This window comes from Streptomyces atratus (assembly GCF_900119365.1).
Classification (GTDB): Bacteria; Actinomycetota; Actinomycetes; order Streptomycetales; family Streptomycetaceae; genus Streptomyces; species Streptomyces atratus_B.
In genome coordinates this window covers 233029-256790 of sequence record NZ_FPJO01000003.1, presented here as the reverse complement: position 1 = coordinate 256790, position 23762 = coordinate 233029, and the positions used below count along the sequence as shown (strand labels likewise).

The window sequence follows — 23762 nt, the reverse complement described above, 5'->3', positions numbered from 1 at the left end:
GCCCGCTCCACGCGGACCGGCCGGGCGCCGGTGTGGTCCGGCCCGTGGGTCAGCTCTCCCGGAACGGCAGATGGTCCACGTCGTACCCGAAGTACCGCGGCCCGGCGAGCGCCAGGCCGCCCGGGGTGGTCCAGCGCGGGTCGCAGGGCGCCGCGAGGACGCTGACACGCAGGCCGTAGCGCAGGCCCTCGGTGGTCACCGGGTCGCCGGTGTCGGTGTCCAGCACGCAGATGAGGTCCGGCGTGGTGGCGACCGTCTCGCCGTCGCGGGTGGCCAGCAGATGCTCGTTCTGGAAGCCGAGCTCCAGCACCCGGCCCGCGTCCTCGCCGATGCCCTCGATCCGGGCGCTGCCCCGGGCGAAGCCGCCCTGGGTTCGGCGGCTCACGTCGATCACCTTGCCGGTCAGCAGATGCGTGCCGGACAGCATCGCACGGGCCGCGAGCACCGGGTCGGTGTGCGCGGCGCGCGCCTCGCGCACGGCGGCGCCGAGCCGCTCGGCGAGCGTCAGCGTGGCGGGGACGAGCCCGTCGGCGAGTTGGTCGCCCCGCATCACGGTGTCGGCGCTGGAGATCTGGCAGCCGAGCTCCACGCAGACGGCCCGCGCGATGCGCTCGGCGGCATGGTCGGAGACGGCGTCGACGATGATGCTGTTGCCCTTGTCGTCGGCGAGAGCCATCGGGGTGTTGGCCACCCCGATCAGACCGGGCAGCACCATCTGCGCCTCGGGGAAGGTGCGGCCCATGGCGTCGCCGTCGACCAGCGGCAGCCCCGCCTCGGCGGCGCAGGCGATGGGCAGCATGGAGTTGACGCCGCCCACCTCGATCGGCGCGATGTGGGTGGCGGCCCGGCCGAAGGCCCTGGACGCGGTGATGTCCCAGGCGCTGACCCTGCTGCGCACCTGGGACGGGGCGGCGGCGCTCTCCGGCACCGCCACCGCCCCACCCGCCCCCGCGCCGCAGGCCGCCGACACCGTCCAGTGGAACGCCGCGCTGGTCGACGACGCCCTCGTCCTGCTCAGCACCTGGCCCGCCGACCCGGGAGCCGACGGGCGGCGCGCCACCCTGGCCCGCGCCCGCCGAGTGGTGGACCGGCTGGCCGGACTGCGTCCGGAGGCCGGATTGCGGTGCGGCGTGGGCTCATCGCACCGGGGCCCACTGGGCATCCGCACCTCGGCCCGTGAGGCCCGGGCCGCAGTGCCGCGCGGTGCGGGGCCCGCGGTGGCGGCGCACGACGCGGTGGGCCTGGACCGGATGCTGCTGGAGTGGTACACCTCCGACACGGCGCGCGAGGCGGTCAGCGAACTCCTCGCCCCGGTGCTGGCGTTGGGCCCGGAACGCGCCGAGCCACTGCTGCGCACGCTCCAGGGCTATCTGGACCACAACAACTCGCCCGCCCGCGCCGCGGAGGCGCTCCATCTGCACCGGAACGCGGTGGGCGCCCGTATCCGCAAGATCGTCCAGCTGACGGGCGCCGATCTGAACGAGCCGGATTCTGGTGGATCGCGGTCCCGCCCACCGGACAGCTCGGCGAGCTCGCCCCGGGCTGGGCGGCGGCGTACGAGTCGACGGCCGCCCGGCTCCGAGCGGCGGGCGCGCTGCTCCGGCCGGTCGACCTGACGCCGTTCACCGAGGCCGGGGCGATGCTGTACGGCGGCGCGTTCGTCGCCGAGCGCTATACGGCGGTCGGCGCCTTCATCGACGGCACGCCCGCCGGCCCCGACCTCGACCCCGTGGTGGCCCGGATCATCACCGCGGCCCGCGACATCCCGGCACACCGGCTCTTCGCCGACCAGGCCCGGCTGGCCGTCCTCCGCACCGCCGCGACGGCCGCACTCGGCGACGCGGACGCCCTCCTGCTGCCCGCCGCGCCGGGGCATCCCACGCTCGCCGAGGTCGCTGCGGACCCGGTGGGCACCAATGCCCGCCTCGGCCGGTTCACCAGCTCCACCAACCTGCTCGGCCTGTGCGCGGTGGCGGCCCCCGCCGGCGAGGTGGACGGCCTGCGGTTCGGCGTGATGCTGATCGGTCCGGCGCACACCGACGAACGGCTGGCCCGGATCGCCACCCTGCTGGACCGGGTCCCGGCCATGGGACCCGGAAACAGTTGACTGGTCACCAACACACCTGTTCCACTGGGCAGATGCGCCCTCAGCTGCGGCTGGTCACCCCTGACCACATCGACTTCGGTCGAGTGTGGTCCGCCTCGTGTTGCCGCTGACCGTTTCCACGTCAGCGCTTCCCACGACCGGTTTTCCGCAGCACGAGATGAGGCTTCGCCATGCCCGTCGGGTTTCTCGGCATCGCAGCAACGAACGAAGGTTCCGAGGTGACACCCCGCTCCGGGCCGTCCCTCGACAAGGAGTACATCCTCAGACCGGCCCGCGCGCACGAGGACCACGGCTGGGACCGGGTGCTGTTCGCCTACGGCTCCGGCTCCCCCGTCCCGTCGCCGGCCGCCGCCTACGTCGCGGCCCGCGCCGAGAAGCTCCAGATCCTGGTGGCGCACCGCCCCAACGTCTCGTACCCGACGTTCGCGGCCAAGACCTTCGCGACCCCTGGACCCCTCCGGCGCTTGAGGAGCGGGGCCCGGGGCAGAGCCCCGGTTGCGGCCGGCATATACAGCCTCTCCGGCGCTTGCGGAGCGGGGGTCCGGGGGCGGACCCCCGGCTACGGGAAGGGGCGGGCAGGGGAAAGCCCGCCGCAGGCGCACCTCCGCAACAGCCCACCGCAGCCCACACCACAACGCCCGCCCCGGGAACCCGCACCCGCACCCAGCGGCCGGCTCACCCCACAGAGCTGTACGCCACAACCCCCCGCAACACCGCATCCACCGCCTTGTGCGCACTCCGGGCCACAGAACTCCCGTCCCGAGGCGCCGCGGCCGCAATCTGCCCCAGCACGTCGATCACCTGCTTGCACCACCGCACGAAGTCCCCGGCCGGCATCTCCGCCTCGCCCAGCACCTCGTCCAGCGTCCGCCCCGACGCCCACATGTAGACCGCCCAGGCGAAGCCGAGGTCGGGTTCGCGCTGCCCGACACCCTCCGCCTGGTTGATCTCGAATTCCTCTTCCAGCGCGTCGAGCCGGCCCCAGATCCGGACCATCTCGCCCATCGCGGTCTTCGCGGGCCCCGACGGCAGCTTCGGCGCCACCGCGTCGTCGGCCTGCCGCGCCTCGTACACCAACGCCGAGACGCACGCCGCGAGTTCGGCGGGGTTCAACCCCTCCCACACCCCGGCCCGCAGGCACTCGCTCGCCAGCAGATCGAGCTCGCCGTAGAGCCGCGCCAGCCGGCGCCCGTGCTCGGTGACCTCGTTGCCCCGCAGATAGTCGAGCTCGGTGAGCAGCGCCACGATCCGGTCGAAGGTGCGGGCGATCGTGTTCGTCCGCCCCTCGATCCGCCGCTCCAGCTGCCTGGTGTCGCGCTGCAGGCGGTGATACCGCTCGGCCCAGCGCGCATGGTCCTCGCGCTCGGCGCATCCGTGGCAGGGGTGCGCGCGCAGCTCCGCCCGGTAGCGGGCGATCTCCCGGTCGTCGGCCGCGGCGGACCGCCCCTTGCGGTGCCGCTCGGGGACTATGTGCCCGGCCTTGGTCCGCAGCGCGGAGGCCAGGTCCCGGCGCGACTGCGGGGAACGCGGGTTGAACGACCTCGGCACCCGCATCCGCTCCAGCGCCTCCACCGGAACGGGGAAGTCGATCGAGGCGAGCCGCTTGACCTGACGCTCGGCCGTGAGCACCAACGGCCGCGGCCCGTCGTGGTATTCGAGCCCGCGGTGGCCGTGCCCGTTGGTCCGCCCGGCGGGCAGGCCGGGGTCGAGGACCAGTGCCAGTCCGGCGAACTTGCCGGTGGGTACCTGGATGACGTCGCCGGGCTTGAGCCGCTCCAGGGACGCCGCGGCCTCGGCCCGCCGCTGCGTGGCGCCCTGCTTGGCGAGTTCGGTCTCCCGGTCCTTGAGGTCGCGGCGCAGCCGCGCGTACTCCTCGAAGTCACCGAGGTGGCAGGTCATCCCCTCCCGGTAGCCCTCCAGTCCCTCTTCGTTCTTCTGGACCTGCCGGGAGATGCCGACCACCGACCGGTCCGCCTGGAACTGTGCGAAGGAGGTCTCCAGCAGCTCGCGCGAACGGTGCCGCCCGAACTGCTGCACCAGGTTGACGGCCATGTTGTAGGAGGGCCGGAAGCTGGACCGCAGCGGATACGTACGCGTACCCGCGAGCCCGGCCAGTGCCCCCGGGTCCATGCCGCGCTGCCACAGCACCACCGCGTGGCCCTCGACGTCGATACCGCGCCGCCCGGCCCGCCCGGTCAGCTGGGTGTACTCGCCGGGGGTGATGTCGGCGTGCTGCTCGCCGTTCCACTTGACGAGCTTCTCCAACACCACGGAGCGCGCGGGCATGTTGATGCCGAGAGCGAGGGTCTCGGTGGCGAAGACGGCCTTGACGAGCCCGCGTACGAACAGCTCCTCGACGACTTCCTTGAACGTCGGCAGCATGCCCGCGTGGTGCGCGGCGATGCCCCGCTCCAGTCCTTCGAGCCATTCGTAATAGCCCAGGACGTGGAGGTCCTCGCCGGGAATGGACGCGGTCCGCTCCTCGACGATCTCGCGGACCAGGCGCCGCTTGTCCTCGTCGTTGAGCCGCAGTCCGGCGTGCAGACACTGCTGCACGGCGGCCTCGCAGCCGGCCCGGCTGAAGATGAACGTGATGGCGGGGAGCAGTCCTTCGGCATCCAGCCGGTCGATGACCTCGGGCCTGGCCGGGGTCCAGATCCGGCTGCGCTGGCGCCGCTCACGCTCACGGTCGGCCTCGCGGACCATCTTGCCGCGGCGGCGCTCACGCGGGTTGTACCCGCGCTGGTTCTCCATCCGGGCGAGCCGGACGAGATCGGGGTTGACCTCGCGGCGTCCGGCGCCGCGGCCGCCGTGGTCGGTCTCCTCCTCGAAGAGGTCGTACATCCGGCGGCCTGCCAGGACATGCTGCCAGAGCGGCACGGGTCGGCTCTCGGAGACGATCACTTCGGTGTCACCGCGGACGGTGTCCAGCCAGTCGCCGAACTCCTCGGCGTTGGAAACGGTCGCCGACAGTGACACCAGGGTCACGGAGTCCGGGAGGTGAATGATCACTTCCTCCCAGACGGCACCCCGGAAGCGGTCGGAGAGGTAGTGCACCTCGTCCATCACCACGTAGCCGAGGCCCCGCAGCGCCTGCGAGCCCGCGTACAGCATGTTCCGCAGCACCTCGGTGGTCATGACGACCACCGGGGCATCACCGTTGACGCTGTTGTCGCCGGTCAGCAGGCCGACCTTCTCCGGTCCGTAACGCTTGACCAGGTCGGTGAACTTCTGGTTGGACAGGGCCTTGATGGGGGTGGTGTAGAAACACTTGCGGCCCTGTTCGAGGGCGAGGTGCACGGCGAATTCGCCGACGATGGTCTTGCCCGAGCCCGTCGGGGCCGCGACGAGCACCCCCTTGCCGGCCTCCAGGGCCTCGCAGGCCTCGATCTGATAGGGGTCCAGATCGAATTCGTACAGCTCACGGAAGGGCGCGAGTGCGGTGGCCTGCTCGGCGGCACGGATCCGAGAAGCCTGGTATCGCTCAGCTGGTGAGAGGTCCTCTGTCATCTTGCTTACGAGCCTACCCGCCACCTCTGACAGTGACGCGATCTTTAAATCCCGGTGGGAGAACCCGGCACGAGCACCCTCACCGCTCCCGGCACACAGTGCGCGGTCAACGGCAGCGCCCCGAGTTGTTCACCGTCCGCGTACGCGGTGACACCGGCTGCGGCCAGCTCGATCGAGGAGACCCGGTGCACGGTGACCTTCGGGTGGTCGAGGTGCGTCCCCTTGTAGACGCGGGGGAACACCTTGAGCAGGGTGGTGCGGCTGCAGTCCCCGACGACCGTCACGTCGAAGAGCCCGTCGTCCATGACGGCGTCGGCGCAGATCCGCATGCCTCCGCCGTACGTCGTTCCGTTGCCGACGGCGATGAGCGTCGCCTCGATCTCCCTGACCGGTCCGCCGTTCAGCCTGACGCGGTACGGGATGGGCTTGAACGCGGCGAGTTCGGCGAGGATCGCGAGGTCGTACTTGAACCGTCCGCCGGCCCAACGCATCCGGTTGCCGCGGTCGTTGACCCGGGAGTCGAAGCCGGAGGCGAGCACCGACCCGAACCACCGCTCACCGACCCGGCCCAGGTCGATCTCGCGCACGGCACCGCCCTTGAGCGCCTCGGCGGCCAGCCGTCCGGCGGCGGCAGGGTCCCGTATAGGCAGCCCGAGCGCGCGGGCGAAGTCGTTCCCGGTGCCGACTGCGACGACCCCGAGCGGGGTCATCGTTCCCGCGACGGCCTGCAGGGCGAGGGACATCATGCCGTCCCCGCCCACGGCTATCAGCGCACCGGTCCCACCCGTGACGGCCTCACGGGCCCGCCGCAGGGCGTCGTCGGCGTCCTCACCGAGCACCGTGCGCACGGAGAATCCGGCGGCCCGCAACGCGGAAGCGGCCGGCTGCGCGGCGTGCGCGCCCCGGCCGCGTCCCGCGGTGGGATTGACGAAAAGGGTGATCTCGCTGGTCACCCGGGGACCTTACAAGGTCAGGTGATGTCGTCGTAACCGTTGCCCCGGTCACGGTCCGAGCTCGCCTGGGTGGGCAACGCCCGGGCGGACGAGACCGATTCGATCTCACCGACGTCCTCGGGGGTGAGGTCCAGCTCCGAAGCCTCGTCGTCGTCGAGGTCAGCATCGGGATTGGAACGCCGCCTGCGCTTGTCGTTGAGGAGGGAGAAACCCACCGCGATGAAGTACAGCACCCCGAGCGGAGCCGCGAGCAGAAGCATCGAGATGGGATCGCCGCCCGGTGTCGCGATGGCCGCGAACGCGGTGAGTCCGATGATCATCCCGCGCCACCAGCGCAGCATGCGAGCGCCGGACAGGACCCCGGTCATATTGAGCAGGACCAGCAGCAGTGGCAGCTCGAAGGCCAGCCCGAAGACGATCACCATGCGGGTGATCAAGTCGAGAAAGTCATCGAGCGGCAGCAGGTTCTTCACGTTGTCGGGCGTGAATCCAAGCATGATCTGGGCAGTCTGCGGCAGGATCTCGTACGCCAGGTAGGCGCCGGCCAGGAAGAGCGGCACCCCGGCCGCGACGAAGGAAATCGCATGGCGCTTCTCGTGCTTGTGCAGGCCTGGGGCCACAAATGCCCACAGCTGGTAGAGCCAGACGGGGGTGGCCGCCAACACACCCGTCATCAGGGACACCTTCAACGCGATGGTAAACGGTGACAGCAGACCGTTGGTGGTCATCTCCGCACACGGTCGACCATTGATCATGGTCACGGCGCCGTTCTTACAGCCGACCGAATCCAGGATCGGCTTCATCAGGAACTCGAAGATTTCCTTCTGGAAGAACGCTGCCGCGATCACGGTGATCACGATGGCCAGGACCGACTTCAGCAGTCGATCGCGCAGCTCACGCAGGTGATCGAGGAGAGGCATCCGCCCCTCGTCGTCCTTCTCCTGCTTGCGGGCAGACTTGAGCAACCCACTTCCCTCGTCTCGTGCGGCAGCTGTCGGTGGAGCGGGTCAGCTGTCAGTTCTGGGTGGTGGGCTTGGCCTCGCTGACCGGACGGGCGCTGCTGACGTCTCCCGGAGCGGCCTGAATGGTACGGGCGGGCGCTGCCTGCGGTGCGGTGTCCGCAGCGGTCTCCGTGGTGGGCCCCGCCGGCTCCGCGTCGTCCTTCTTCATGGCCTTGGCCTCACTCTTGAGGATGCGGGCCGACTTGCCGAGCGAACGCGCCATGTCGGGAAGCTTCTTGGCACCGAAGAGCAGCAAGATGACGGCGATGATCAGAACGATCTCGAGGGGCTTCAGATTGCCGATCATGTGCGACTTCCTTCTCACTGAGGCGACTGGAGGGCGGGCTCGCTACCCATTTGGCCGGACACACGTCCGACCTGCGCGCTGACAGCGATCGTAACCCGCAGGGGTAAACGCAAGGCAATGCCCGTGCATACTCCCGCTTGCGGCCCGCGCCTCCCCCTGGGCCGATCTCAGCAGCGTACCTCCGTGCCAGTGGATCAAGAGCCCGCTCCCCTGCTAGCGCAGCGCCTCGCCGGTCGCGGCAAGGTCCGTCGCCGCCCTTTCGAGGTCCTCGGCTGCGCGGTTGATGCGCTCGGTGGTCCGCGTCACCTGGCGCCCGAGCCGCTGGGCCTCGATGAAGACCTTGACGGCCAGCACGCCGAGTACGGCGATCCCGAGAAATCCCAGGGCGATGGCGAGCATGGGCCAGAACATGCGCAGAGCCTCGATATGTCTAGGGGGCCGACGGCGTGGAAAGGGTCTGGTTGCCGGTGTGGAGGCGCAGCGTCCGCACCCCGCCCCGGCTGAGGAGCTCGACTATCCGCTCCCCCGCCGGCTTGCGGACGGCCGCGCCGCACTGCGGGCAGGTGAAGGAGTAGAACGTCGTCCGGCGGCTCGCCCCCACGGCGAGGCGGATGGCGGCCGCGGCCAGTTCGAACCGCTCGCGGCAGTCCGGGCAGGCCGCCTTGAACCGTACGGACTCGGGCACCACCACGGTCGGAACACCTGACACCACAGACATATTGCTCATATCTCCCTCAGGTTTCCGCTCAGACCTGTACGTCGTAAGCGGCGAGCGCCGCACGGGCCGCCTGTTGTGCGCTCCGTGCCAGCTCCGGCGGGGAGACGATGCGGCCCTCGCCGCCCAGTCGCAGCGCGAGCCTGCGCAGCGAAGCCGGGTCGGGGGTGCGCAGGGCGATCCGCATTCCGCCGTCGGGCAGTTCCTGTGCGCTGTCGTGCGGGTAGTACTCGGCGACCCAGCGTCCGCCGGGGCCCACCTCGACCACGACCTCCGGGTCCTCGGCGGCCGGCTGGACGAGGCCCTCGGACAGATCCCGCAGTTCCAGCTCGGGCGGCGCGGCCGGCTCGTCCAGCAGCCGGATCTCGGCGACCCGGTCGAGCCGGAACGTACGCCGGTCCTCGGACGACCTGCACCAGGCCTCCATGTAGGTGTGCCCCACGGCGAACAGCCGGATCGGGTCCACCTCGCGCTCGGTGAGCTCGTCGCGCGCGGGGGAGTAGTAGCGCAGCCAGAGCCGGCGCCGCTCGGAGATCGCCCGGTCCACATCGGCGAAGACGCCGCCCTCGGACTCGAAGGTGACCGAGAGCCGCGAGCTCGCCGCCCCCACCTCGCCGGCCGCGGTCTCCAGCTTCGCGGTGGCCCGCAGCAGCGCCTGCCGGTCGCTCTCGCGCAGCCCCGGCAGCGTGGCCACGGCGCGGGCGGCGACCAGCAGGGCCGTCGCCTCGTCGGCCGCGAGCCGCAGCGGCTCGGCGACGTCGTCCGGGTTGTGCCACCAGATGCGGTCGCCGTCGGTGTCGATGTCCAGCAGGTCCCCGCCGCGGAAGCTCGTACCGCACATGGGCAGTACGTCGAGGTCCGAGATCAGCTCGTCCTCGGTGATCCCGAAGGCGCGGGCGACATCCTGGACATGGGCGCCGGGGCGCTCGCGCAGATACGTCACCAGGGAGAGCATCCGGCGGGTCTGGTCGATCGCGTTCGTGGCCATGGGTGCTGTTTCTCTCTCAGTCCTTGGCCACGGCGCGCAGCCGGTCCACCACATCGGCCCGCAGGTCGGCGGGTTCCTGTACGACGATGTCCGGACCGAACTCGACGAGCCAGGCGTCCAGACCGTGTCCGTACGGAATCTCCAACTCGTCCCACCCGTTCCCGAGTTCCCGGACCGCCACGGCGCGCGAGCGCAGCGGGTAGCCGGCACCGGTACGCAGCCTGATCAGCGCGGTCCTGGTGGCCGTCTCTCCCGCCCAGCTCTCGACCGTCTCCCGTACGGTCACGACGTCGGGCACCTCGGTGGTGAACGCCCCGGCGCGGGAGCGGACCCGGCCGGTGATCCGGGAGAGCCGGAACACCCGCTCGGCGCCGCGGTCCCGGTCCCAGCCGGCCAGATACCAGTGTCCGCGCCAGCACTCCAGGGTCCACGGCTCGACCTGGCGCTGTTCGGGCTTGGCGGCGTTGCCCTTGCGGTAGTCGAAGGTCACCGGGCGGCGGTCGCGGCAGGCCAGCATCAGCGGTTCGAACGCCGCCTCATGGACGGGGATACGCGGTTCGAGGGCGCTGTGCACCTCGTACGCGTCCTCGGCCTCCGGCATCCCGGCGGCCCGCAGCTTCTGCAGCGCACCGCTGGCCGCGCCGGCCAGCCGCGCCTGCTGCCAGACCTTGGCGGCCAGCCCGAGCGCGGCGGCCTCCTCGGCGTCCAGCGTGATCGGGGGCAGCCGGTTGCTGTCGCGGCGGGCGAGATACCCCGTCTCGCCGTCCAGGTTCTCCACGGTCTCGATGATCAGGCCGAGCTCGCGCAGGTCGTCCTTGTCGCGCTCGAACATCCGGTTGAAGGCGTCGTCGGAGCCCGCTTCCAGATAGGCCTCGATGGATCCGCGCAGCTCGCGCTTGCTGAGCGGACGGCGGGTCCCCAGCAGGCACAGCGCCAGGTTCATCAGCCGCTCGGCCTTGGCAATCGCCATCGATGCCCTTTCTGTTTCGCTCTACAACCGTCGACCGTACCGCTACGCGGTGCCGGGACAAAAGCGAGGGCCCGTGCCTCGCGGACGCTGTTGGTTTATTCCGCCCCGCTGGATCTCATCCAGCGGGGCGGAGTGCTGCGAAGGGTGAGACGCGGGTCCTGGCGAGTGGTCTGCCGGTGAGCCAGGCGTCGATGCGGGCGAGGTTGACGGCGGCGCCGGTGAAGTGGTGCTGCAACCGGGTTTTGGCGAGGCCGCGGTAGCGGGATCTGCGCAGGCCGAACGCCTGGACGCCCTGTGAGATGGTGCCCTCGACGCCGGCTCGGTGTCCGTAGCGTCGGCGCCAGTGGTCGGTGTCCTGCTCGATACGGGCCTGCTGAAGGATGTCGTGCTCGGTCTTCGGTCTCAGGGTCAGGTTGCGGCCGGTCCTGGAGCTGGTGCACGAGGTCCGCAGCTCACAGGGGTCGCAGTGCCGGGCGGCGAACCGGACCCGGGTGACCGGGGCGTCGAACTGGCTCTGGGCTTCCCGCCAGACGACGCTGGTCTGTCCGCCGGGGCAGACGGCCTGGCGCTGGTCCCAGTCGATGGTGAAGCGGGTGTTGTCGAAGATGTCTCCGGTCGCCTGTCCCTTCACGGTGGTGGACTTGACCGGGCCGACCAGCTCGATGTCGTGATCGCGGCGGGCGTGGTGGATCTGTTCGGCGTCGATGTATCCGGCGTCCACCAGGTGCTCGTCCGGCAGCAGACCCCGTTCGGCCAGGGCGGTGTGGATGTCTTCCAGGACGAGGACGTCGTTGACGGGCGCCGGCGTGGTGCGAATGTGGGTGATCAGATGCGGGGCGTCGGGCTCGCAGGTCTCGCTGAGGTGGACTTTGTAGCCGGACCAGCCCAGGTCCCGTTTCGAACCAGTGCGGGCCTCGGGCTCGTAGGGGGTCCGTAAGCGGATCAGACCGGGGGGGTAGGTCCTTCGTCCCGCGCCAGCGCACGGTGCCCTCGACGTGGTGGAACTGCTGCACCCAGGTCTGCCGGAGGAACTCCACCGCGGGCAGGCTTTGCAACGAGGGCGGTGACGCAGCCGACCGGACGGCCTTCAGAAGCGTCATGCCGTCGGTCCCGCACTGGTCGGCGTGTTCGACGCGGGCTGCCCACCGGGACGCGAAGCGGCTGTCCTCCGGCCTGGCCGAGTAGCGGTCGAACCACTCCGGCGGCGACACCGTCACCAGCCAGTCCCCGGCCTCCTCCGCCACCTGGTTCAGTGCCGCCCGCAGTGTCTCGACCACGAACTCCAGCCGGTTCAGGTCTCTCGTCGCGGCCAGCACGTGGGTAGCATCCGTGCGCTGCCGCTTTCCCGCCTTGACCAGCCCTGCCTCGCCAGCCGCCCGGAGTACCGCGTCGAACACCATCTGGCCGGCCTCGCCGCCGACCAGCCGGGCACGGAACTCGCTGAGCACCGAGAAGTCGAATCCGGTGTCGGCCAGCTCCAGTGAAAGGGCGTACTTCCAGTCCAGACGCGAGCGGACCGCGTGCGCGGCCTGCCGGTCGGTCAGCCCCTCGGCGAACTGCAACACCGACACCAGCGCGAGCCGGGCCGGAGACACCACCGGCCGCCCCCTGACCGGGAAAAGTTCCTCGAAATCAGCATCCGAGAACACCGGCCCGAGCACATCCCGCACCCGCATCACCAGGCAGCCCTTCGGGAACACCGCACGTGCCAGCCGAGCAGTCTCCTCCGGGATCTCCCCCAGATCCACCCCACGCAACGACACCGAACCCACCCCTCACACGACGACGACGGCCTGCACAACCCCAACGGGGTCGTGCAGGCCGTCGTCACGCCCACACCCGATTTACCAACAGCGTCCTCGCGGCACGGGCCCTCGTATCACACGGATGCGGATCAGACGGCGACCAGGTCGCAGACGAAGATCAGCGTCTCGCCGGGCGCGATGCGGCCGCCACCGGCGCCGCGGTCGCCGTACGCGAGGTGCGCGGGAATGGTCAGCTGGCGACGGCCGCCGACCTTCATGCCCTGGACACCCTTGTCCCAGCCGGCGATGACCTGGCCGGCACCCAGCTGGAACTGCAGCGGGGTGCCGCGGTTCCAGGAGGCGTCGAACTCCTCGCCGGTGGAGAAGGCCACGCCCACGTAGTGGACGGAGACGGTGGCGCCGGCGTTGGCGACCGGGCCGTCGCCCTCCCAGATGTCCTTGATCTCCAGATCGGCCGGCGGCTCGCCACCCGGGAAGTCGATCTCGGGCTTCTCGATGCTCACTGACTTGCTCCTCTTACTGATGAACTGCTGGGCAACCGGGACAGTCTTACATCTTCGCCAGGAGGTCCACGGTGAAGACCAGCGTGGACTTGGCGGGGATGCTCTGCTGCGCCTTGTCACCGAAGCCCTGGTCCGGCGGGATGACGAGCAGCACCCGGCTGCCGATCTTCTTGCCGACCAGCCCGTTCTTCAGCCCCTTCAAGGTCACCTGGGCAAGCGGGAAGGTCTGCGTCTTGCCCGTGGCGTAGGTGCTGTCGAAGGTCTTGCCGTCCTTCCACGTCAGTCCGACGTAGTTCACGACGACGCTGTCGGTGTCCTTCACGATGTCGCCCTTGGACTCCAGGATGTAGTTGGAGACGAGCTTCGTCGGCGGGTCGCTCTTGGTCGGGACGGTGACCTTGGGGGCCTTGCCGTCCGTGTTGGTGCCGACCTTCGGCAGGTCGAGGTTGTCCTGGGCTACCTCGGTGCCCTTGGCGGAGGCCGGGATCTGCGTCGCCTTCAGGACGTCGACGACGAAGACGAGCGTGGCATTGGGCTTGATGTCGCCCTGGCCCTGGGCGCCGTAGCCGAGGTCCGGCGGAATGACCAGCTGGACCCTGCTGCCGACCTTCTGGCCGACGAGGCCCTTGTCCCAGCCCTGGATGACCATCCCGGCGCCGAGAGTCAGGTCGAACGGCTGCTTGCGGTCGAAGCTGTTGTCGAAGGGCTTGTCCGAGTCCCAGGACTGACCGAGGTAGTTGACCTGGATCGCGTCGCCGTTCTTGAGCGTGGCGCCGTCTCCCTGGCTGACGACTCTCGTCTTCAGTTCCTTGGGCGGGTTCCCCGTGCCCTTGGCCAGGGTCGGCTTCTCACCGAATTTCGCGCCCGCGGTGATCGCGGGGAACCCGTCCTTCGACGCGGCGGATGCGGAAACGGAATCGGAATCGGAGCCCTTCTCGTTGCCGCAGGCCGCTGTCAGCAGCAACAGGGGGACGACGAGAAGGCCGGCAAGTCGGCGCACTTGTTCCTCAGATCTCAGACGGCACAGTTGGTTGAGTCCCCGACACTCTAGGGCGTACGCAGGGCCCCGTACGAGGAACGTACGGGGCCCGCGTCGCGTCGGTGGCCGGGATCGTCCTGCGCCGGCTCACATACCCGCGATCAATTTCTCCACACGGTCGTCGACCGAACGGAACGGGTCCTTGCACAACACGGTGCGCTGCGCCTGGTCGTTGAGCTTGAGGTGGACCCAGTCGACGGTGAAGTCCCGCCGCTGCTCCTGCGCCCGGCGGATGAAGTCGCCGCGCAGCCGCGCCCGGGTCGTCTGCGGGGGCACGGACTTGCCCTCGAAGATCTTCAGGTCGTTGCAGACGCGGGCGGCCTGCCCCTTGCGCTCCAGCAGGTAGTACAGGCCGCGACGGCGGTGGATGTCGTGGTATGCGAGGTCTATCTGGGCGACCCGCGGATGCGACATGGTCATGTTGTGCTTGGCCCGGTACCGCTCGATGAGCTTGTACTTCATCACCCAGTCGATCTCGGTCTCGATCCGGTCGAGGTCCTCGGCCTCGACCGCGTCGAGGGTGCGGCCCCAGAGCTCCAGGACCCGGGCGACGGTTCCGGTGCGGATGCCACGGCGGTCGACGAAGTCGACGGCCTTCTCGTAGTACTCGCGCTGCACCTCGATGGCGGACGCCTCACGGCCACTGGCCAGGCGCACCTTGCGCTGCCCCGTGGTGTCGTGGCTGACCTCCCGGATCGCCCGGATCGGGTTCTCCAGCGTCAGATCCCGCATCACCGTGCCCGCTTCGATCATGCGGAGCACCAGATCGGTCGCGCCGACCTTGAGCAGCATGGTCGTCTCGGACATGTTGGAGTCACCGACGATGACGTGGAGGCGGCGGTACCGCTCCGCGTCCGCGTGCGGTTCGTCACGCGTATTGATGATCGGGCGGGAACGCGTGGTCGCGGAACTGACGCCCTCCCAGATGTGCTCGGCACGCTGACTGACGCAGTAGACCGCGCCCCGGGGGGTCTGCAGCACCTTGCCCGCGCCGCAGATCAGTTGCCTCGTGACGAGGAAGGGAATGAGGATGTCCGCGAGCCGGGAGAATTCTCCGTGCCGGGCCACGAGGTAGTTCTCATGGCATCCGTAGGAGTTTCCCGCCGAGTCGGTGTTGTTCTTGAAGAGATAGACGTCGCCCGCGATTCCCTCCTCGTGCAGGCGGCGTTCGGCGTCGACGAGCAGGCCTTCGAGAATGCGCTCGCCGGCCTTGTCGTGGGTGACCAGTTCGGTCAGGTTGTCGCATTCGGGGGTTGCATACTCCGGATGCGATCCCACGTCGAGGTAGAGGCGGGCGCCGTTCCGCAGAAAGACATTGCTGCTGCGGCCCCATGACACAACACGGCGGAAGAGGTAGCGCGCCACTTCATCAGGGGACAGTCGGCGCTGTCCCCTGAACGTGCACGTGACGCCGTACTCGTTCTCCAGCCCGAAAATGCGGCGGTCCATGACTGAACATTACGCCTGATGGCCTGAGCTGAAACCGGGTTCGACAGCACCGTTTCGATCATTTTCCGATCCCTGTACGGCAACGGCGGTACGCCCGGGAACTGCCAGTACCCTTCCCGTCGCCAGCAGGACGAGCAGGGCCGCCACCCCACCGGCGGCCGCCACGGCGAAACTCCACGAGGTGCCTCCCAGCTCGACGGCCGGGCCCGCCACGGCCGTTCCCGCCGCCGCACCGACTCCGAAGGTCGTCACCAGCCAGGAGAACGCCTCGGTCACGGTGCCCCGCGGGGCATGCCGGTCGACCACGATGAAGGAACACGCGATGGCGGGTGCCAGAAAGACTCCGGCCACTGCCGCCAGTGCGGTCATGGCGACCACTCCGGGGGTCAGCATCAGCGGCAGATAGCCCAGTGCCAGCAGCGCGACGATGACCCGCAGCCGGCGCTCCGGCGCCCCGGCCCACTGCCGCGCCCCGTAGACCGCGCCGCCGATCAGCGCGCCCAGCCCGAGCGCGGCCATCAGCCAGCCGTACACCGACTCCCGGCCGTGGTCGTCGGCGTAGGCCACACCGGCCACCGTGATCGAGCCCAGCGCCAGTCCGACGAAGAAGAACGACCCGAGCAGCGCCAGCAGCCCCGGCGAGCGCAGGGCGCCCAGCCAGTGCGCCTCGCGGGGTGCGGAGCGCCAGGCCCGGGAGGGCTCGGAGAGGACGACGGAGAGCGCCCCCAGGACCCCCGTCGCGTTGATGACGAGCAGGGCCGCGGCGGGCGACCAGAGGGAGACCAGCACCGTCACCAGCAGCGGGCCCACGGTGAACATGACCTCCTGGGCGACGGCATCCAGGGCGTACGCCCGGTGCACCCGGTCCTCACCCCCCAGAACGCTCGGCCACAGGGCCCGCAGGCCACCCTCCAGCGGTGGCGTGAAGACGCCGGCCACCGCCACCGCCGCATAGGCCAGCGGCAGCGACTCCAGGCCCGCCAGGGCCAGCAGGGCCATGCCGAGCGCCGACACCACGGCGGCCGGGAGCTGGACGCGTGGCTGGCCGTACAGGTCCACGGCGCGGCCCAGCAGCGGCTGGCCGACCGCGGTGGCCAGCCCGTACACGGCCGCGAGCGCTCCGGCGAGGGCGTAGCTGCCGCCCTCGGCGCGGGTGAACAGCACGATCGCGACGGGGGCGGTGCCGTTCGGCAGTCGTCCCACCAGGGTTCCCGCCAGCAGCCGGGCGGCATGCCGCGCCCGGAGGATGTCCAGATATCCCGCGGCCATGTCCCGTAGCCCCTCTCCCCCGAGCGGTCCGACGACCCCGAGGTTTTACGTATAACGTCGAGGTTCATACGTACCATGTGCCCAGTCCGCAGGTCCACCTCACGGCGCCTGCCCCGACCGGCCCGGAGGTCCGAGTGACCAGCGCAGCACAGCCCGTCCCGACCCGGCCCACCAGCCGCGACGTCGCCCGGGCCGCGGGCGTCTCGCAGGCCAGCGTCTCCCTCGTGCTCGGCGGCAAGTGGCGCGGCCGGGTCTCCGAGGCCACCGCCGAGCGCGTGCGCGGCGCCGCCCACGAGCTCGGCTACCGGCCCAATCTCGCCGCCCGCAACCTGCGCCTGGGCCGCACCAGGACCGCGCTGCTGGTCGTCCCGGCGCTCACCAACGAGTTCTTCGCACGCGTCTACACCGGTGCCGCCGCGGTCGCCGCCGAACACGGCTTCGGCGTCGTCCTCTACCCGTCCCCCGACGGCACCGGCCCGGCCCGGGACCCCTTCGACTCGGCGAGCGCCTCCCTGGACGGCGTGATCGCCTCCTCCATGGCCGCCGGCGCGCTCGACGAGCTGCGCGGCGCGGGCCTGCCGCTGGTCATGCTGGACAGCGACCCGGCGGACACCGGGGTCTCGGCCCGCGTCAATCTGGACATCGCCGACGGGATGCGGCAGGTGGCGGACCATCTGCTGACCCTCGGCCACCGCCGCTTCGTCCACCTGGCCTCGGCGGTGGACTCCTGGACCTTCGCGGTGCGCGGCCGGGCGCTCCAGGACGCCCTGCGGGCGGTTGCCGGCACCTCCGTACGGACCGTCCCCGCGGCGCTCGACGTCCACGCGGGCCGCATCGCGGCGGAGCACACGCTCGCCGCCCCGGGCCCCCGGCCCACCGCCATCGTCTGCGACGACGACATCCTCGCCGCCGGTGCCTGCAAGGCCGCCCGCAGGCTCGGCCTCCGTGTGCCCGACGACCTGTCCGTCACCGGCTTCGACGATCTGGCCCTGGCCACGGCCGTCGAGCCGGAGCTCACCACCGTGCGGCTGCCCGCCGAGCAGGTCGGGGAGCGCGGCATGGCGGCGCTGCTGGCGGTCCTGGACGACCGGCCGGCCGAGCCCGGCAGTCTCCCCGTGCACCTGGTGGCCCGAGGGTCGTCGTCGGCCCCGCCCGCGGACGCCCCGCACGCATGAGAATGCCCCGGCCCGCCGAGTGCGGCGGGCCGGGGCACGGGAACAGCGGTGGGCCGTCCCTCGGAGGACTACTCCACGTCCCCGCCGGAGTCGGTGGACTTGGGAGCATCCGTCGCGGCGGCGGACTCTCCGCCCTCGCCCTCTTCGGTGTCGGAGGGGGCGTCCGTCGGCGCGGAGCCGCCGTCCGCCTCCAGCAGCCGCGCCAGCTGCCTGCCGACGATCCGCTTGAACTTCCGCTGCTGCGGCCGCGTACGGTCCAGGACCGCGACCTCCAGCCGCTCCGCGGGGATCTCCCGCTCGCTGCCGTTGGGATCGCGCGACAGCGCCTGTACCGCCAGCTTCAGCGCCTCGGCGAGCGTCATCCCGTCGCGGTGCCGCTGGTCCAGGAAGGTGCTGATCTGCTCGGCGTTGCCGCCGACCGCGACCGAGCCGTGCTCGTCGACGATCGAGCCGTCGTGCGGCAGCCGGTAGATCTGGTCACCCTCGGGCTCGGCGCCCACCTCGGCGACCACCAGCTCCACCTCGTACGGCTTCTCGGCCGCGCTGGAGAAGATGGTGCCCAGCGTCTGCGCGTAAACATTGGCCAGCCCACGGGCCGTCACGTCGTCACGGTCGTAGGTGTATCCGCGCAGATCGGCATAGCGCACGCCGCCGATGCGGAGATTCTCGTACTCGTTGTACTTGCCGGCGGCGGCGAAGCCGATCCGGTCGTAGATCTCGCTGAACTTGTGCAGTGCACGGGACGGGTTCTCACCGACGAACACAATGCCGTCGGCATACTGCAGCACAACCAGGCTGCGACCACGGGCAATGCCCTTCCGGGCGTATTCCGCCCGGTCGGCCATGGCCTGCTGAGGTGAGACATAGAACGGCGTCGACACCGGTTATCCGTCCCTTTCTGTCAGTGACAAGAGCATCGAAGAAGCAGCGGAACGGAGGTCAGAGCAGCGCGGCGCGCGGGCCGTCGGGCTGCTCCAGCCGGCGCTCCAGGACGGAGCGGGCGATCTCGGAGGATTCCGCCTCGTCCAGCTTCCGGAAGCCCTCGTCGGTGATGACGGTGACGATCGGGTAGATCCGCCGGGCCACATCCGGACCGCCGGTCGCCGAATCGTCGTCCGCGGCGTCGTACAGCGCCTGTACGACCAGGGTGAGCGCCTCCTGCTCCGTCAGGTCCTGGCGGTAGAGCTTCTTCATCGAACTGCGGGCGAAGACCGACCCGGAGCCGGTGGCCGCGTAGCCGTGCTCCTCGGAACGGCCGCCGGTGACGTCGTACGAGAAGATGCGGCCCTTCTCGCGGTCGATGTCGAAGCCGGCGAAGAGCGGCACGACGGCGAGGCCCTGCATGGCCATGGCCAGATTGCTGCGGATCATCGTGGAGAGCCGGTTCGCCTTGCCCTCCAGGGAGAGCTGTGCTCCCTCGACCTTCTCGAAGTGCTCCAGCTCCAGCTGGAAGAGCTTGACCATCTCCACGGCCAGCCCGGCCGTGCCGGCGATGCCCACCGCCGAGTACTCGTCGGCCGGGAAGACCTTCTCGATGTCGCGCTGCGCGATCACATTGCCCATGGTCGCGCGCCGGTCACCGGCCAGGACCACGCCGCCGTCGAACGTCGCCGCGACGATGGTCGTCCCGTGCGGCGCCTCGACGGCCCCCTGGAGCGGCGGCAGGTTCCTGTTGCCCGGGAGCATCCCGGGCAAGTGGTCGGACAGGAAATCCATGAACGAAGAGGATCCCGGCGTCAGGAAGGCAGCTGGTAGACGCCCGGTGCTACGAGTGTTGGCTTCCACGCGTTTCCCTCCAGGTAAACGACGGCCCTGAGCAAGGCGTCAGGATCGTCTCCCAACTTGCGGATGGCCGAATTGCAGTTGATGCGGTTACGCCACGGACCCTACCCGTCCGGCGGCGGTGGTCCACATGAACGGCGGGGGGCAGCTGCACGGCTCGCGGTGCCGCTTGCGCCCGCGCGGTACGGGCCGACCCGGCCCGTACCGCGCGCACCGCTCTCTCCGCTCCCCGTGTTCACACTCGTGAACTACTGTCCGCCCTTTTGAACGAAGGACCGCACGAAGTCCTCCGCGTTCTCCTCGAGCACGTCATCGATCTCGTCCAGAACCGAGTCGACGTCGTCGCTCAGCTTCTCCTGGCGGTCCTTGAGGTCCTCGGAGACCTGGGCGTCCTGCGCCTGCTCCTCGACCTCCTCGCTGGAACGCGTCGCCTTCTGCTGTCCGCCGCCGGTGTCCTTGGTCGCCATCTAGCTCACCCCGCTCGGTTCGAAGCACTTGACTCAGACCCTACCCACGGGCTCCGACATCGGCCCGGTACTTCCCTCAACGTCCGGGGGACATCCCGATGATTCCCCGATCCCTGCCCTTTCAGCCGCCCGAGAGGACCTGGACCAGCTCCTCCGCCGTGCGGCAGCGGTCCAGGAGCTCCTTGACGTGGTCGCGGGTGCCACGCAACGGTTCCAGGGTGGGTACCCGTTGCAGCGAGTCATGACCCGGCAGGTCGAAGATGACCGAGTCCCAGGAGGCCGCCGCCACGTCGTCGGCGTACTGCTCCAGGCAGCGGCCGCGGAAGTAGGCCCTGGTGTCCTCCGGAGGCCTCGTGCGGGCCCGCTCGACCTCGCCCTCGCCCAGCAGCCGCTTCATCTTCCCGCGGGCCGCCAGCCGGTTGTACAGGCCCTTCTCGGCCCGCACGTCGGCGTACTGGAGATCCACCAGGTGCAGCCGTGCCGCGTCCCAGTCCAGGCTGTCGCGGCGGCGGTAGCCCTCCATGAGCTCCCGCTTGGCGATCCAGTCGAGCTCGCCGGACAGGCTCATCGGATCGTTCTCCAGCCGGTTGAGGGTGTCCTCCCAGCGGATCAGGACGTCCTTGGTCTGCTCGTCGGCATCGGCCCCGTACCGCTCCTCGACATACTTGCGGCCCAGCTCGAAGTACTCCATCTGCAGTTGTACGGCGGTGAGGGTGCGGCCGCTGCGCAGCGTGACGAGGTACTGCAGGGTCGGGTCGTGGGAGACGTGATGCAGGGTGCGCACCGGCTGGTCGACCGCGAGATCGACGTTGATGAAGCCGTCCTCGATCATGGACAGGACCAGGGCGGTGGTGCCGAGCTTGAGATAGGTGGAGATCTCCGAGAGGTTCGCGTCCCCGATGATCACGTGGAGCCGGCGGTACTTCTCGGCGTCGGAGTGGGGTTCGTCGCGGGTGTTGATGATGGGGCGCTTGAGCGTGGTCTCCAGCCCGACCTCGACCTCGAAGTAATCGGCGCGCTGACTGATCTGGAAGCCGTGCTCGTGGCCGTCCTGGCCGATTCCCACGCGCCCCGCCCCGGTGACCACCTGGCGGGAGACGAAGAACGGGGTCAGATGGCGCACGATGTCGGAGAACGGGGTGTCCCGCTTCATCAGGTAGTTCTCGTGCGTGCCGTACGAGGCGCCCTTGTTGTCGGTGTTGTTCTTGTAGAGGTGGATCGGCTGGGCGCCGGGGAGCTGGGCCGCGCGCTCGGCGGCCTCGGCCATGATGCGTTCGCCGGCCTTGTCCCAGAGGACCGCGTCCCGCGGATTGGTGACCTCCGGGGAGCTGTACTCGGGGTGTGCGTGGTCGACGTAGAGGCGGGCCCCATTGGTGAGGATGACATTGGCGAGGCCGATGTCCTCGTCGGTGAGCTGGCTGGAGTCCGCGGTCTCGCGGGCGAGGTCGAAACCTCGCGCGTCCCGCAGCGGGTTCTCCTCTTCGAAGTCCCAGCGGGCGCGGCGCGCCCGGTGCATCGCCGCTGCGTAGGCGTTGACGATCTGGGACGAGGTGAGCATGGCATTGGCGTTGGGGTGGCCGGGGACGGAGATCCCGTACTCCGTCTCGATGCCCATTACTCGCCGTACGGTCATGCGGCCCTCCTTGCCCGGCGGCGCTCCCTTGAGGGGCGGCGCTCAAGTACCGCTGCTTGTCGGTGCGCGTGCACTGCCCGTCCTCGCACTGCGCGACCGGGCGGTACGCAAGAGCCTAGAGCGCCTCTGTGCTGGTGGGGAGATCAATTACGTCATTGCTGCGGTGTCGCGTCAGCTGGACCGAAAGCAATCGGCTGCGGATGCCCGGCCGGGCATCCGCAGCCTGTCCGTGTTCTTACAGGTACTGCCCGGTGTTCGCCACCGTGTCGATGGAGCGGCCGGTGTCCGCGCCCTGCTTTCCGGTGACGAGCGTACGGATGAAGACGATCCGCTCGCCCTTCTTGCCGGAGATCCTGGCCCAGTCGTCCGGGTTGGTGGTGTTCGGCAGGTCCTCGTTCTCCTTGAACTCGTCCACGCAGGCCTGGAGGAGGTGGGAGACGCGAAGGCCCTTCTGGCCCTGGTCGAGGAAGGCCTTGATGGCCATCTTCTTGGCCCGGTCGACGATGTTCTGGATCATCGCTCCGGAGTTGAAGTCCTTGAAGTACAGGACTTCCTTGTCGCCGTTGGCGTAGGTGACTTCGAGGAAGCGGTTCTCCTCGGACTCGGTGTACATCCGCTCGACGACGGACTGGATCATGGCGTGCGCCGCGGCTTCCTTGGAGCCGGTGTGCTCCGCGAGGTCGTCCGCGTGCAGCGGCAGCGACGGTGTGAGGTACTTCGCGAAGATGTCCTTCGCGGCCTCCGCGTCGGGGCGCTCGATCTTGATCTTCACATCGAGGCGGCCGGGTCGCAGGATCGCGGGGTCGATCATGTCCTCGCGGTTGGAGGCGCCGATGACGATGACGTTCTCCAGGCCCTCGACGCCGTCGATCTCGGCGAGCAGCTGCGGGACGATGGTGTTCTCCACGTCCGAGCTGACGCCGGATCCCCGGGTACGGAAGAGGGACTCCATCTCGTCGAAGAAGACGATGACGGGGGTGCCCTCGCTCGCCTTCTCACGGGCACGCTGGAAGACCAGGCGGATGTGCCGCTCGGTCTCGCCGACGTACTTGTTGAGAAGCTCCGGACCCTTGATGTTGAGGAAGTAGCTCTTGCCCGCCGGCTGGCCGGTGACCTCGGCGACCTTCTTGGCAAGGGAGTTGGCGACGGCCTTGGCGATGAGTGTCTTTCCGCAGCCGGGCGGACCGTAGAGCAGGATGCCCTTCGGCGGACGCAGTTCGTGTTCCTTGAAGAGGTCGGGGTGGAGGTAAGGGAGCTCGACCGCGTCCCGGATCAGCTCGATCTGGTCGCCCAGGCCGCCGATCTTGTCGTAGTCGATGTCCGGCACCTCTTCGAGGACGAGCTCCTCGACCTCGCTCTTGGGCACCACTTCGTAGACGTAGCCGGACCTGGGTTCGAGCAGGAGGGCGTCGCCGGGGCGGATGGAGATGCTCAGCAGCGGCTCGGCGAGCCGCACCACCCGTTCCTCGTCGGTATGCCCGATGACCAGGGCCCGCTCGCCGTCCTCAAGGATTTCCTTGAGAGTGACGATGTCCCCGGCCCGCTCGAATTCCATGGCGTCGACCACGTTGAGCGCTTCGTTGAGCATGACTTCCTGGCCGCGCCGGAGGTCGTCGAGCTCGACACTGGGACTGACGTTCACCCGGAGCTTCCGGCCCCCGGTGAAGATGTCGCAGGTGCCGTCCTCATTGCCCTGCAGAAACACACCGAACCCGGCCGGCGGCTGTGCGAGCCGGTCGACTTCTTCCTTGAGGGCCACGATCTGGTCGCGGGCCTCGCGCAATGTGTTGGCGAGCCGCTCATTCTGTGCGGACACGCCTGCGAGGTTGGTCTGCAACTCGACGATCCGCTCTTCGAGAATCCTCGTATGGCGCGGAGAGTCGGCGAGCTTACGTCGCAGGACGGCGATTTCCTGCTCGAGATAGGCGACCTGGCCGGCTGGGTCTTCGGACCCCCGCCCGGGCCGGATGCCGCGGTTGATGTCATCGTCGTGGGCTGCCACGGTCCTCACCTCCTCCAAGGGGAGCTGGACGCTTCCTGACCCTACCTGGGTGGGTGATGATTGAAACCCCTAGATCACAAAGACTGCGGGGCGTGTCCGATCTTCACCCTTGCGTTCCCCCTCGTG

At 69.6% G+C, this 23762-nt stretch carries 19 protein-coding genes and 5 pseudogenes; 4 read left to right on the top strand and 20 right to left on the bottom strand.

What is annotated here, in order from left to right; all coding sequences use genetic code 11:
- Nucleotides 1-49: 49 nt before the first annotated feature.
- Nucleotides 50-817 (bottom strand): DUF917 domain-containing protein, encoded by a 768-nt coding sequence (locus BT364_RS08050; protein ID WP_256259629.1) that lies wholly within the window; start codon nucleotides 815-817, stop codon nucleotides 50-52.
- On the opposite strand from BT364_RS08050, the pseudogene BT364_RS42630 reads away from it, so the two are divergent.
- From BT364_RS42630 to BT364_RS08035, 3 pseudogenes are all read left to right on the top strand, one after another.
- A pseudogene (locus BT364_RS42630) lies at nucleotides 741-1430 on the top strand (PucR family transcriptional regulator); the annotation flags it as partial. The gene BT364_RS08050 and the pseudogene BT364_RS42630 overlap by 77 nt on opposite strands.
- Before the next feature lie 62 nt (nucleotides 1431-1492).
- A pseudogene (locus BT364_RS08040) lies at nucleotides 1493-2071 on the top strand (amidase family protein); the annotation flags it as partial.
- 206 nt (nucleotides 2072-2277) lie between these two features.
- Nucleotides 2278-2553, top strand: a pseudogene (locus tag BT364_RS08035) (LLM class flavin-dependent oxidoreductase); the annotation flags it as partial.
- A 229-nt stretch (nucleotides 2554-2782) separates the two neighbouring features.
- On the opposite strand, the gene BT364_RS08030 reads toward BT364_RS08035, so the two are convergent.
- The 13 genes and pseudogenes from BT364_RS08030 to BT364_RS07970 form a co-directional block, all read right to left on the bottom strand.
- Nucleotides 2783-5617 carry a DEAD/DEAH box helicase gene (locus tag BT364_RS08030; RefSeq protein ID WP_072484418.1) on the bottom strand — a complete coding sequence of 945 codons (2835 nt, stop codon included), beginning with the start codon at nucleotides 5615-5617 and terminating at the stop codon, nucleotides 2783-2785.
- 44 nt (nucleotides 5618-5661) lie between these two features.
- Nucleotides 5662-6570 (bottom strand): diacylglycerol kinase, encoded by a 909-nt coding sequence (locus BT364_RS08025; RefSeq protein ID WP_072484417.1) that lies wholly within the window; start codon nucleotides 6568-6570, stop codon nucleotides 5662-5664.
- A 17-nt stretch (nucleotides 6571-6587) separates the two neighbouring features.
- On the bottom strand, nucleotides 6588-7535 hold the full coding sequence (gene tatC / locus BT364_RS08020) for a twin-arginine translocase subunit TatC (protein WP_072484416.1): 948 nt from the start codon (nucleotides 7533-7535) through the stop codon (nucleotides 6588-6590).
- 49 nt (nucleotides 7536-7584) lie between these two features.
- Nucleotides 7585-7878, bottom strand: coding sequence for a Sec-independent protein translocase subunit TatA (gene tatA, locus BT364_RS08015; RefSeq protein WP_072484415.1), 294 nt, complete (start codon nucleotides 7876-7878; stop codon nucleotides 7585-7587).
- Between the two features lie 213 nt (nucleotides 7879-8091).
- Complete coding sequence (locus BT364_RS08010; RefSeq protein WP_072484414.1) at nucleotides 8092-8289, bottom strand: hypothetical protein; 198 nt, start codon at nucleotides 8287-8289, stop codon at nucleotides 8092-8094.
- Nucleotides 8290-8308: 19 nt separating this feature from the next.
- On the bottom strand, nucleotides 8309-8605 hold the full coding sequence (locus tag BT364_RS08005; protein ID WP_072484413.1) for a CpXC domain-containing protein: 297 nt from the start codon (nucleotides 8603-8605) through the stop codon (nucleotides 8309-8311).
- 19 nt (nucleotides 8606-8624) lie between these two features.
- Nucleotides 8625-9581 carry a helix-turn-helix transcriptional regulator gene (locus BT364_RS08000; RefSeq protein ID WP_072484412.1) on the bottom strand — a complete coding sequence of 319 codons (957 nt, stop codon included), beginning with the start codon at nucleotides 9579-9581 and terminating at the stop codon, nucleotides 8625-8627.
- Nucleotides 9582-9597: 16 nt separating this feature from the next.
- Entirely contained in the window at nucleotides 9598-10551 is a 954-nt protein-coding gene (locus tag BT364_RS07995; protein WP_072484411.1) for a helix-turn-helix transcriptional regulator, read from the bottom strand.
- 115 nt (nucleotides 10552-10666) lie between these two features.
- Nucleotides 10667-12314: pseudogene (locus tag BT364_RS07990) on the bottom strand (IS1182 family transposase).
- A 131-nt stretch (nucleotides 12315-12445) separates the two neighbouring features.
- Nucleotides 12446-12820: an FKBP-type peptidyl-prolyl cis-trans isomerase gene (locus tag BT364_RS07985; protein ID WP_072484410.1), complete on the bottom strand. Its 375-nt coding sequence runs from the start codon at nucleotides 12818-12820 to the stop codon at nucleotides 12446-12448.
- A 46-nt stretch (nucleotides 12821-12866) separates the two neighbouring features.
- The gene (locus tag BT364_RS07980) at nucleotides 12867-13820 is read right to left on the bottom strand and encodes an FKBP-type peptidyl-prolyl cis-trans isomerase (protein ID WP_072484409.1); all 954 of its coding nucleotides are present in this window, start codon (nucleotides 13818-13820) and stop codon (nucleotides 12867-12869) included.
- A gap of 126 nt (nucleotides 13821-13946) precedes the next feature.
- Nucleotides 13947-15308 (bottom strand): Pup--protein ligase, encoded by a 1362-nt coding sequence (gene pafA, locus BT364_RS07975; protein ID WP_072484408.1) that lies wholly within the window; start codon nucleotides 15306-15308, stop codon nucleotides 13947-13949.
- A gap of 9 nt (nucleotides 15309-15317) precedes the next feature.
- Entirely contained in the window at nucleotides 15318-16577 is a 1260-nt protein-coding gene (locus tag BT364_RS07970) for an MFS transporter (RefSeq protein WP_072484407.1), read from the bottom strand.
- A gap of 134 nt (nucleotides 16578-16711) precedes the next feature.
- On the opposite strand from BT364_RS07970, the gene BT364_RS07965 reads away from it, so the two are divergent.
- Nucleotides 16712-17752 carry a LacI family DNA-binding transcriptional regulator gene (locus BT364_RS07965; RefSeq protein WP_072484406.1) on the top strand — a complete coding sequence of 347 codons (1041 nt, stop codon included), beginning with the start codon at nucleotides 16712-16714 and terminating at the stop codon, nucleotides 17750-17752.
- Nucleotides 17753-17820: 68 nt separating this feature from the next.
- Here the strand turns inward: BT364_RS07965 and prcA are convergent, their stop codons facing one another.
- The 6 genes and pseudogenes from prcA to arc form a co-directional block, all read right to left on the bottom strand.
- Nucleotides 17821-18633 carry a proteasome subunit alpha gene (gene prcA / locus BT364_RS07960; protein WP_072484405.1) on the bottom strand — a complete coding sequence of 271 codons (813 nt, stop codon included), beginning with the start codon at nucleotides 18631-18633 and terminating at the stop codon, nucleotides 17821-17823.
- 58 nt (nucleotides 18634-18691) lie between these two features.
- On the bottom strand, nucleotides 18692-19537 hold the full coding sequence (gene prcB, locus BT364_RS07955) for a proteasome subunit beta (RefSeq protein ID WP_072484404.1): 846 nt from the start codon (nucleotides 19535-19537) through the stop codon (nucleotides 18692-18694).
- Nucleotides 19489-19676, bottom strand: a pseudogene (locus tag BT364_RS42625) (endonuclease domain-containing protein); the annotation flags it as partial. The pseudogene BT364_RS42625 and the gene prcB, both read right to left, overlap by 49 nt.
- A gap of 106 nt (nucleotides 19677-19782) precedes the next feature.
- Entirely contained in the window at nucleotides 19783-20001 is a 219-nt protein-coding gene (locus BT364_RS07945) for a ubiquitin-like protein Pup (protein ID WP_072484403.1), read from the bottom strand.
- Nucleotides 20002-20122: 121 nt separating this feature from the next.
- The gene (dop, locus tag BT364_RS07940; protein ID WP_072484402.1) at nucleotides 20123-21634 is read right to left on the bottom strand and encodes a depupylase/deamidase Dop; all 1512 of its coding nucleotides are present in this window, start codon (nucleotides 21632-21634) and stop codon (nucleotides 20123-20125) included.
- A 235-nt stretch (nucleotides 21635-21869) separates the two neighbouring features.
- Nucleotides 21870-23636, bottom strand: a complete 1767-nt coding sequence (arc, locus tag BT364_RS07935; protein ID WP_072484401.1) for a proteasome ATPase — start codon at nucleotides 23634-23636, stop codon at nucleotides 21870-21872.
- Between the last annotated feature and the right edge of the window lie 126 nt (nucleotides 23637-23762).

Excerpts from the sequence above, each read along its gene's own strand:
- BT364_RS08030 (WP_072484418.1), bottom strand. The coding sequence starts at position 5,617 with ATGACAGAGGACCTCTCACCAGCTGAGCGATACCAGGCTTCTCGGATC.
- tatA (WP_072484415.1), bottom strand. The coding sequence starts at position 7,878 with ATGATCGGCAATCTGAAGCCCCTCGAGATCGTTCTGATCATCGCCGTC.
- BT364_RS08010 (WP_072484414.1), bottom strand. The coding sequence starts at position 8,289 with ATGTTCTGGCCCATGCTCGCCATCGCCCTGGGATTTCTCGGGATCGCC.
- BT364_RS08005 (WP_072484413.1), bottom strand. The coding sequence starts at position 8,605 with ATGAGCAATATGTCTGTGGTGTCAGGTGTTCCGACCGTGGTGGTGCCC.
- BT364_RS08000 (WP_072484412.1), bottom strand. The coding sequence starts at position 9,581 with ATGGCCACGAACGCGATCGACCAGACCCGCCGGATGCTCTCCCTGGTG.
- BT364_RS07995 (WP_072484411.1), bottom strand. The coding sequence starts at position 10,551 with ATGGCGATTGCCAAGGCCGAGCGGCTGATGAACCTGGCGCTGTGCCTG.
- pafA (WP_072484408.1), bottom strand. The coding sequence starts at position 15,308 with ATGGACCGCCGCATTTTCGGGCTGGAGAACGAGTACGGCGTCACGTGC.
- BT364_RS07970 (WP_072484407.1), bottom strand. The coding sequence starts at position 16,577 with ATGGCCGCGGGATATCTGGACATCCTCCGGGCGCGGCATGCCGCCCGG.
- BT364_RS07945 (WP_072484403.1), bottom strand. The coding sequence starts at position 20,001 with ATGGCGACCAAGGACACCGGCGGCGGACAGCAGAAGGCGACGCGTTCC.
- dop (WP_072484402.1), bottom strand. The coding sequence starts at position 21,634 with ATGACCGTACGGCGAGTAATGGGCATCGAGACGGAGTACGGGATCTCC.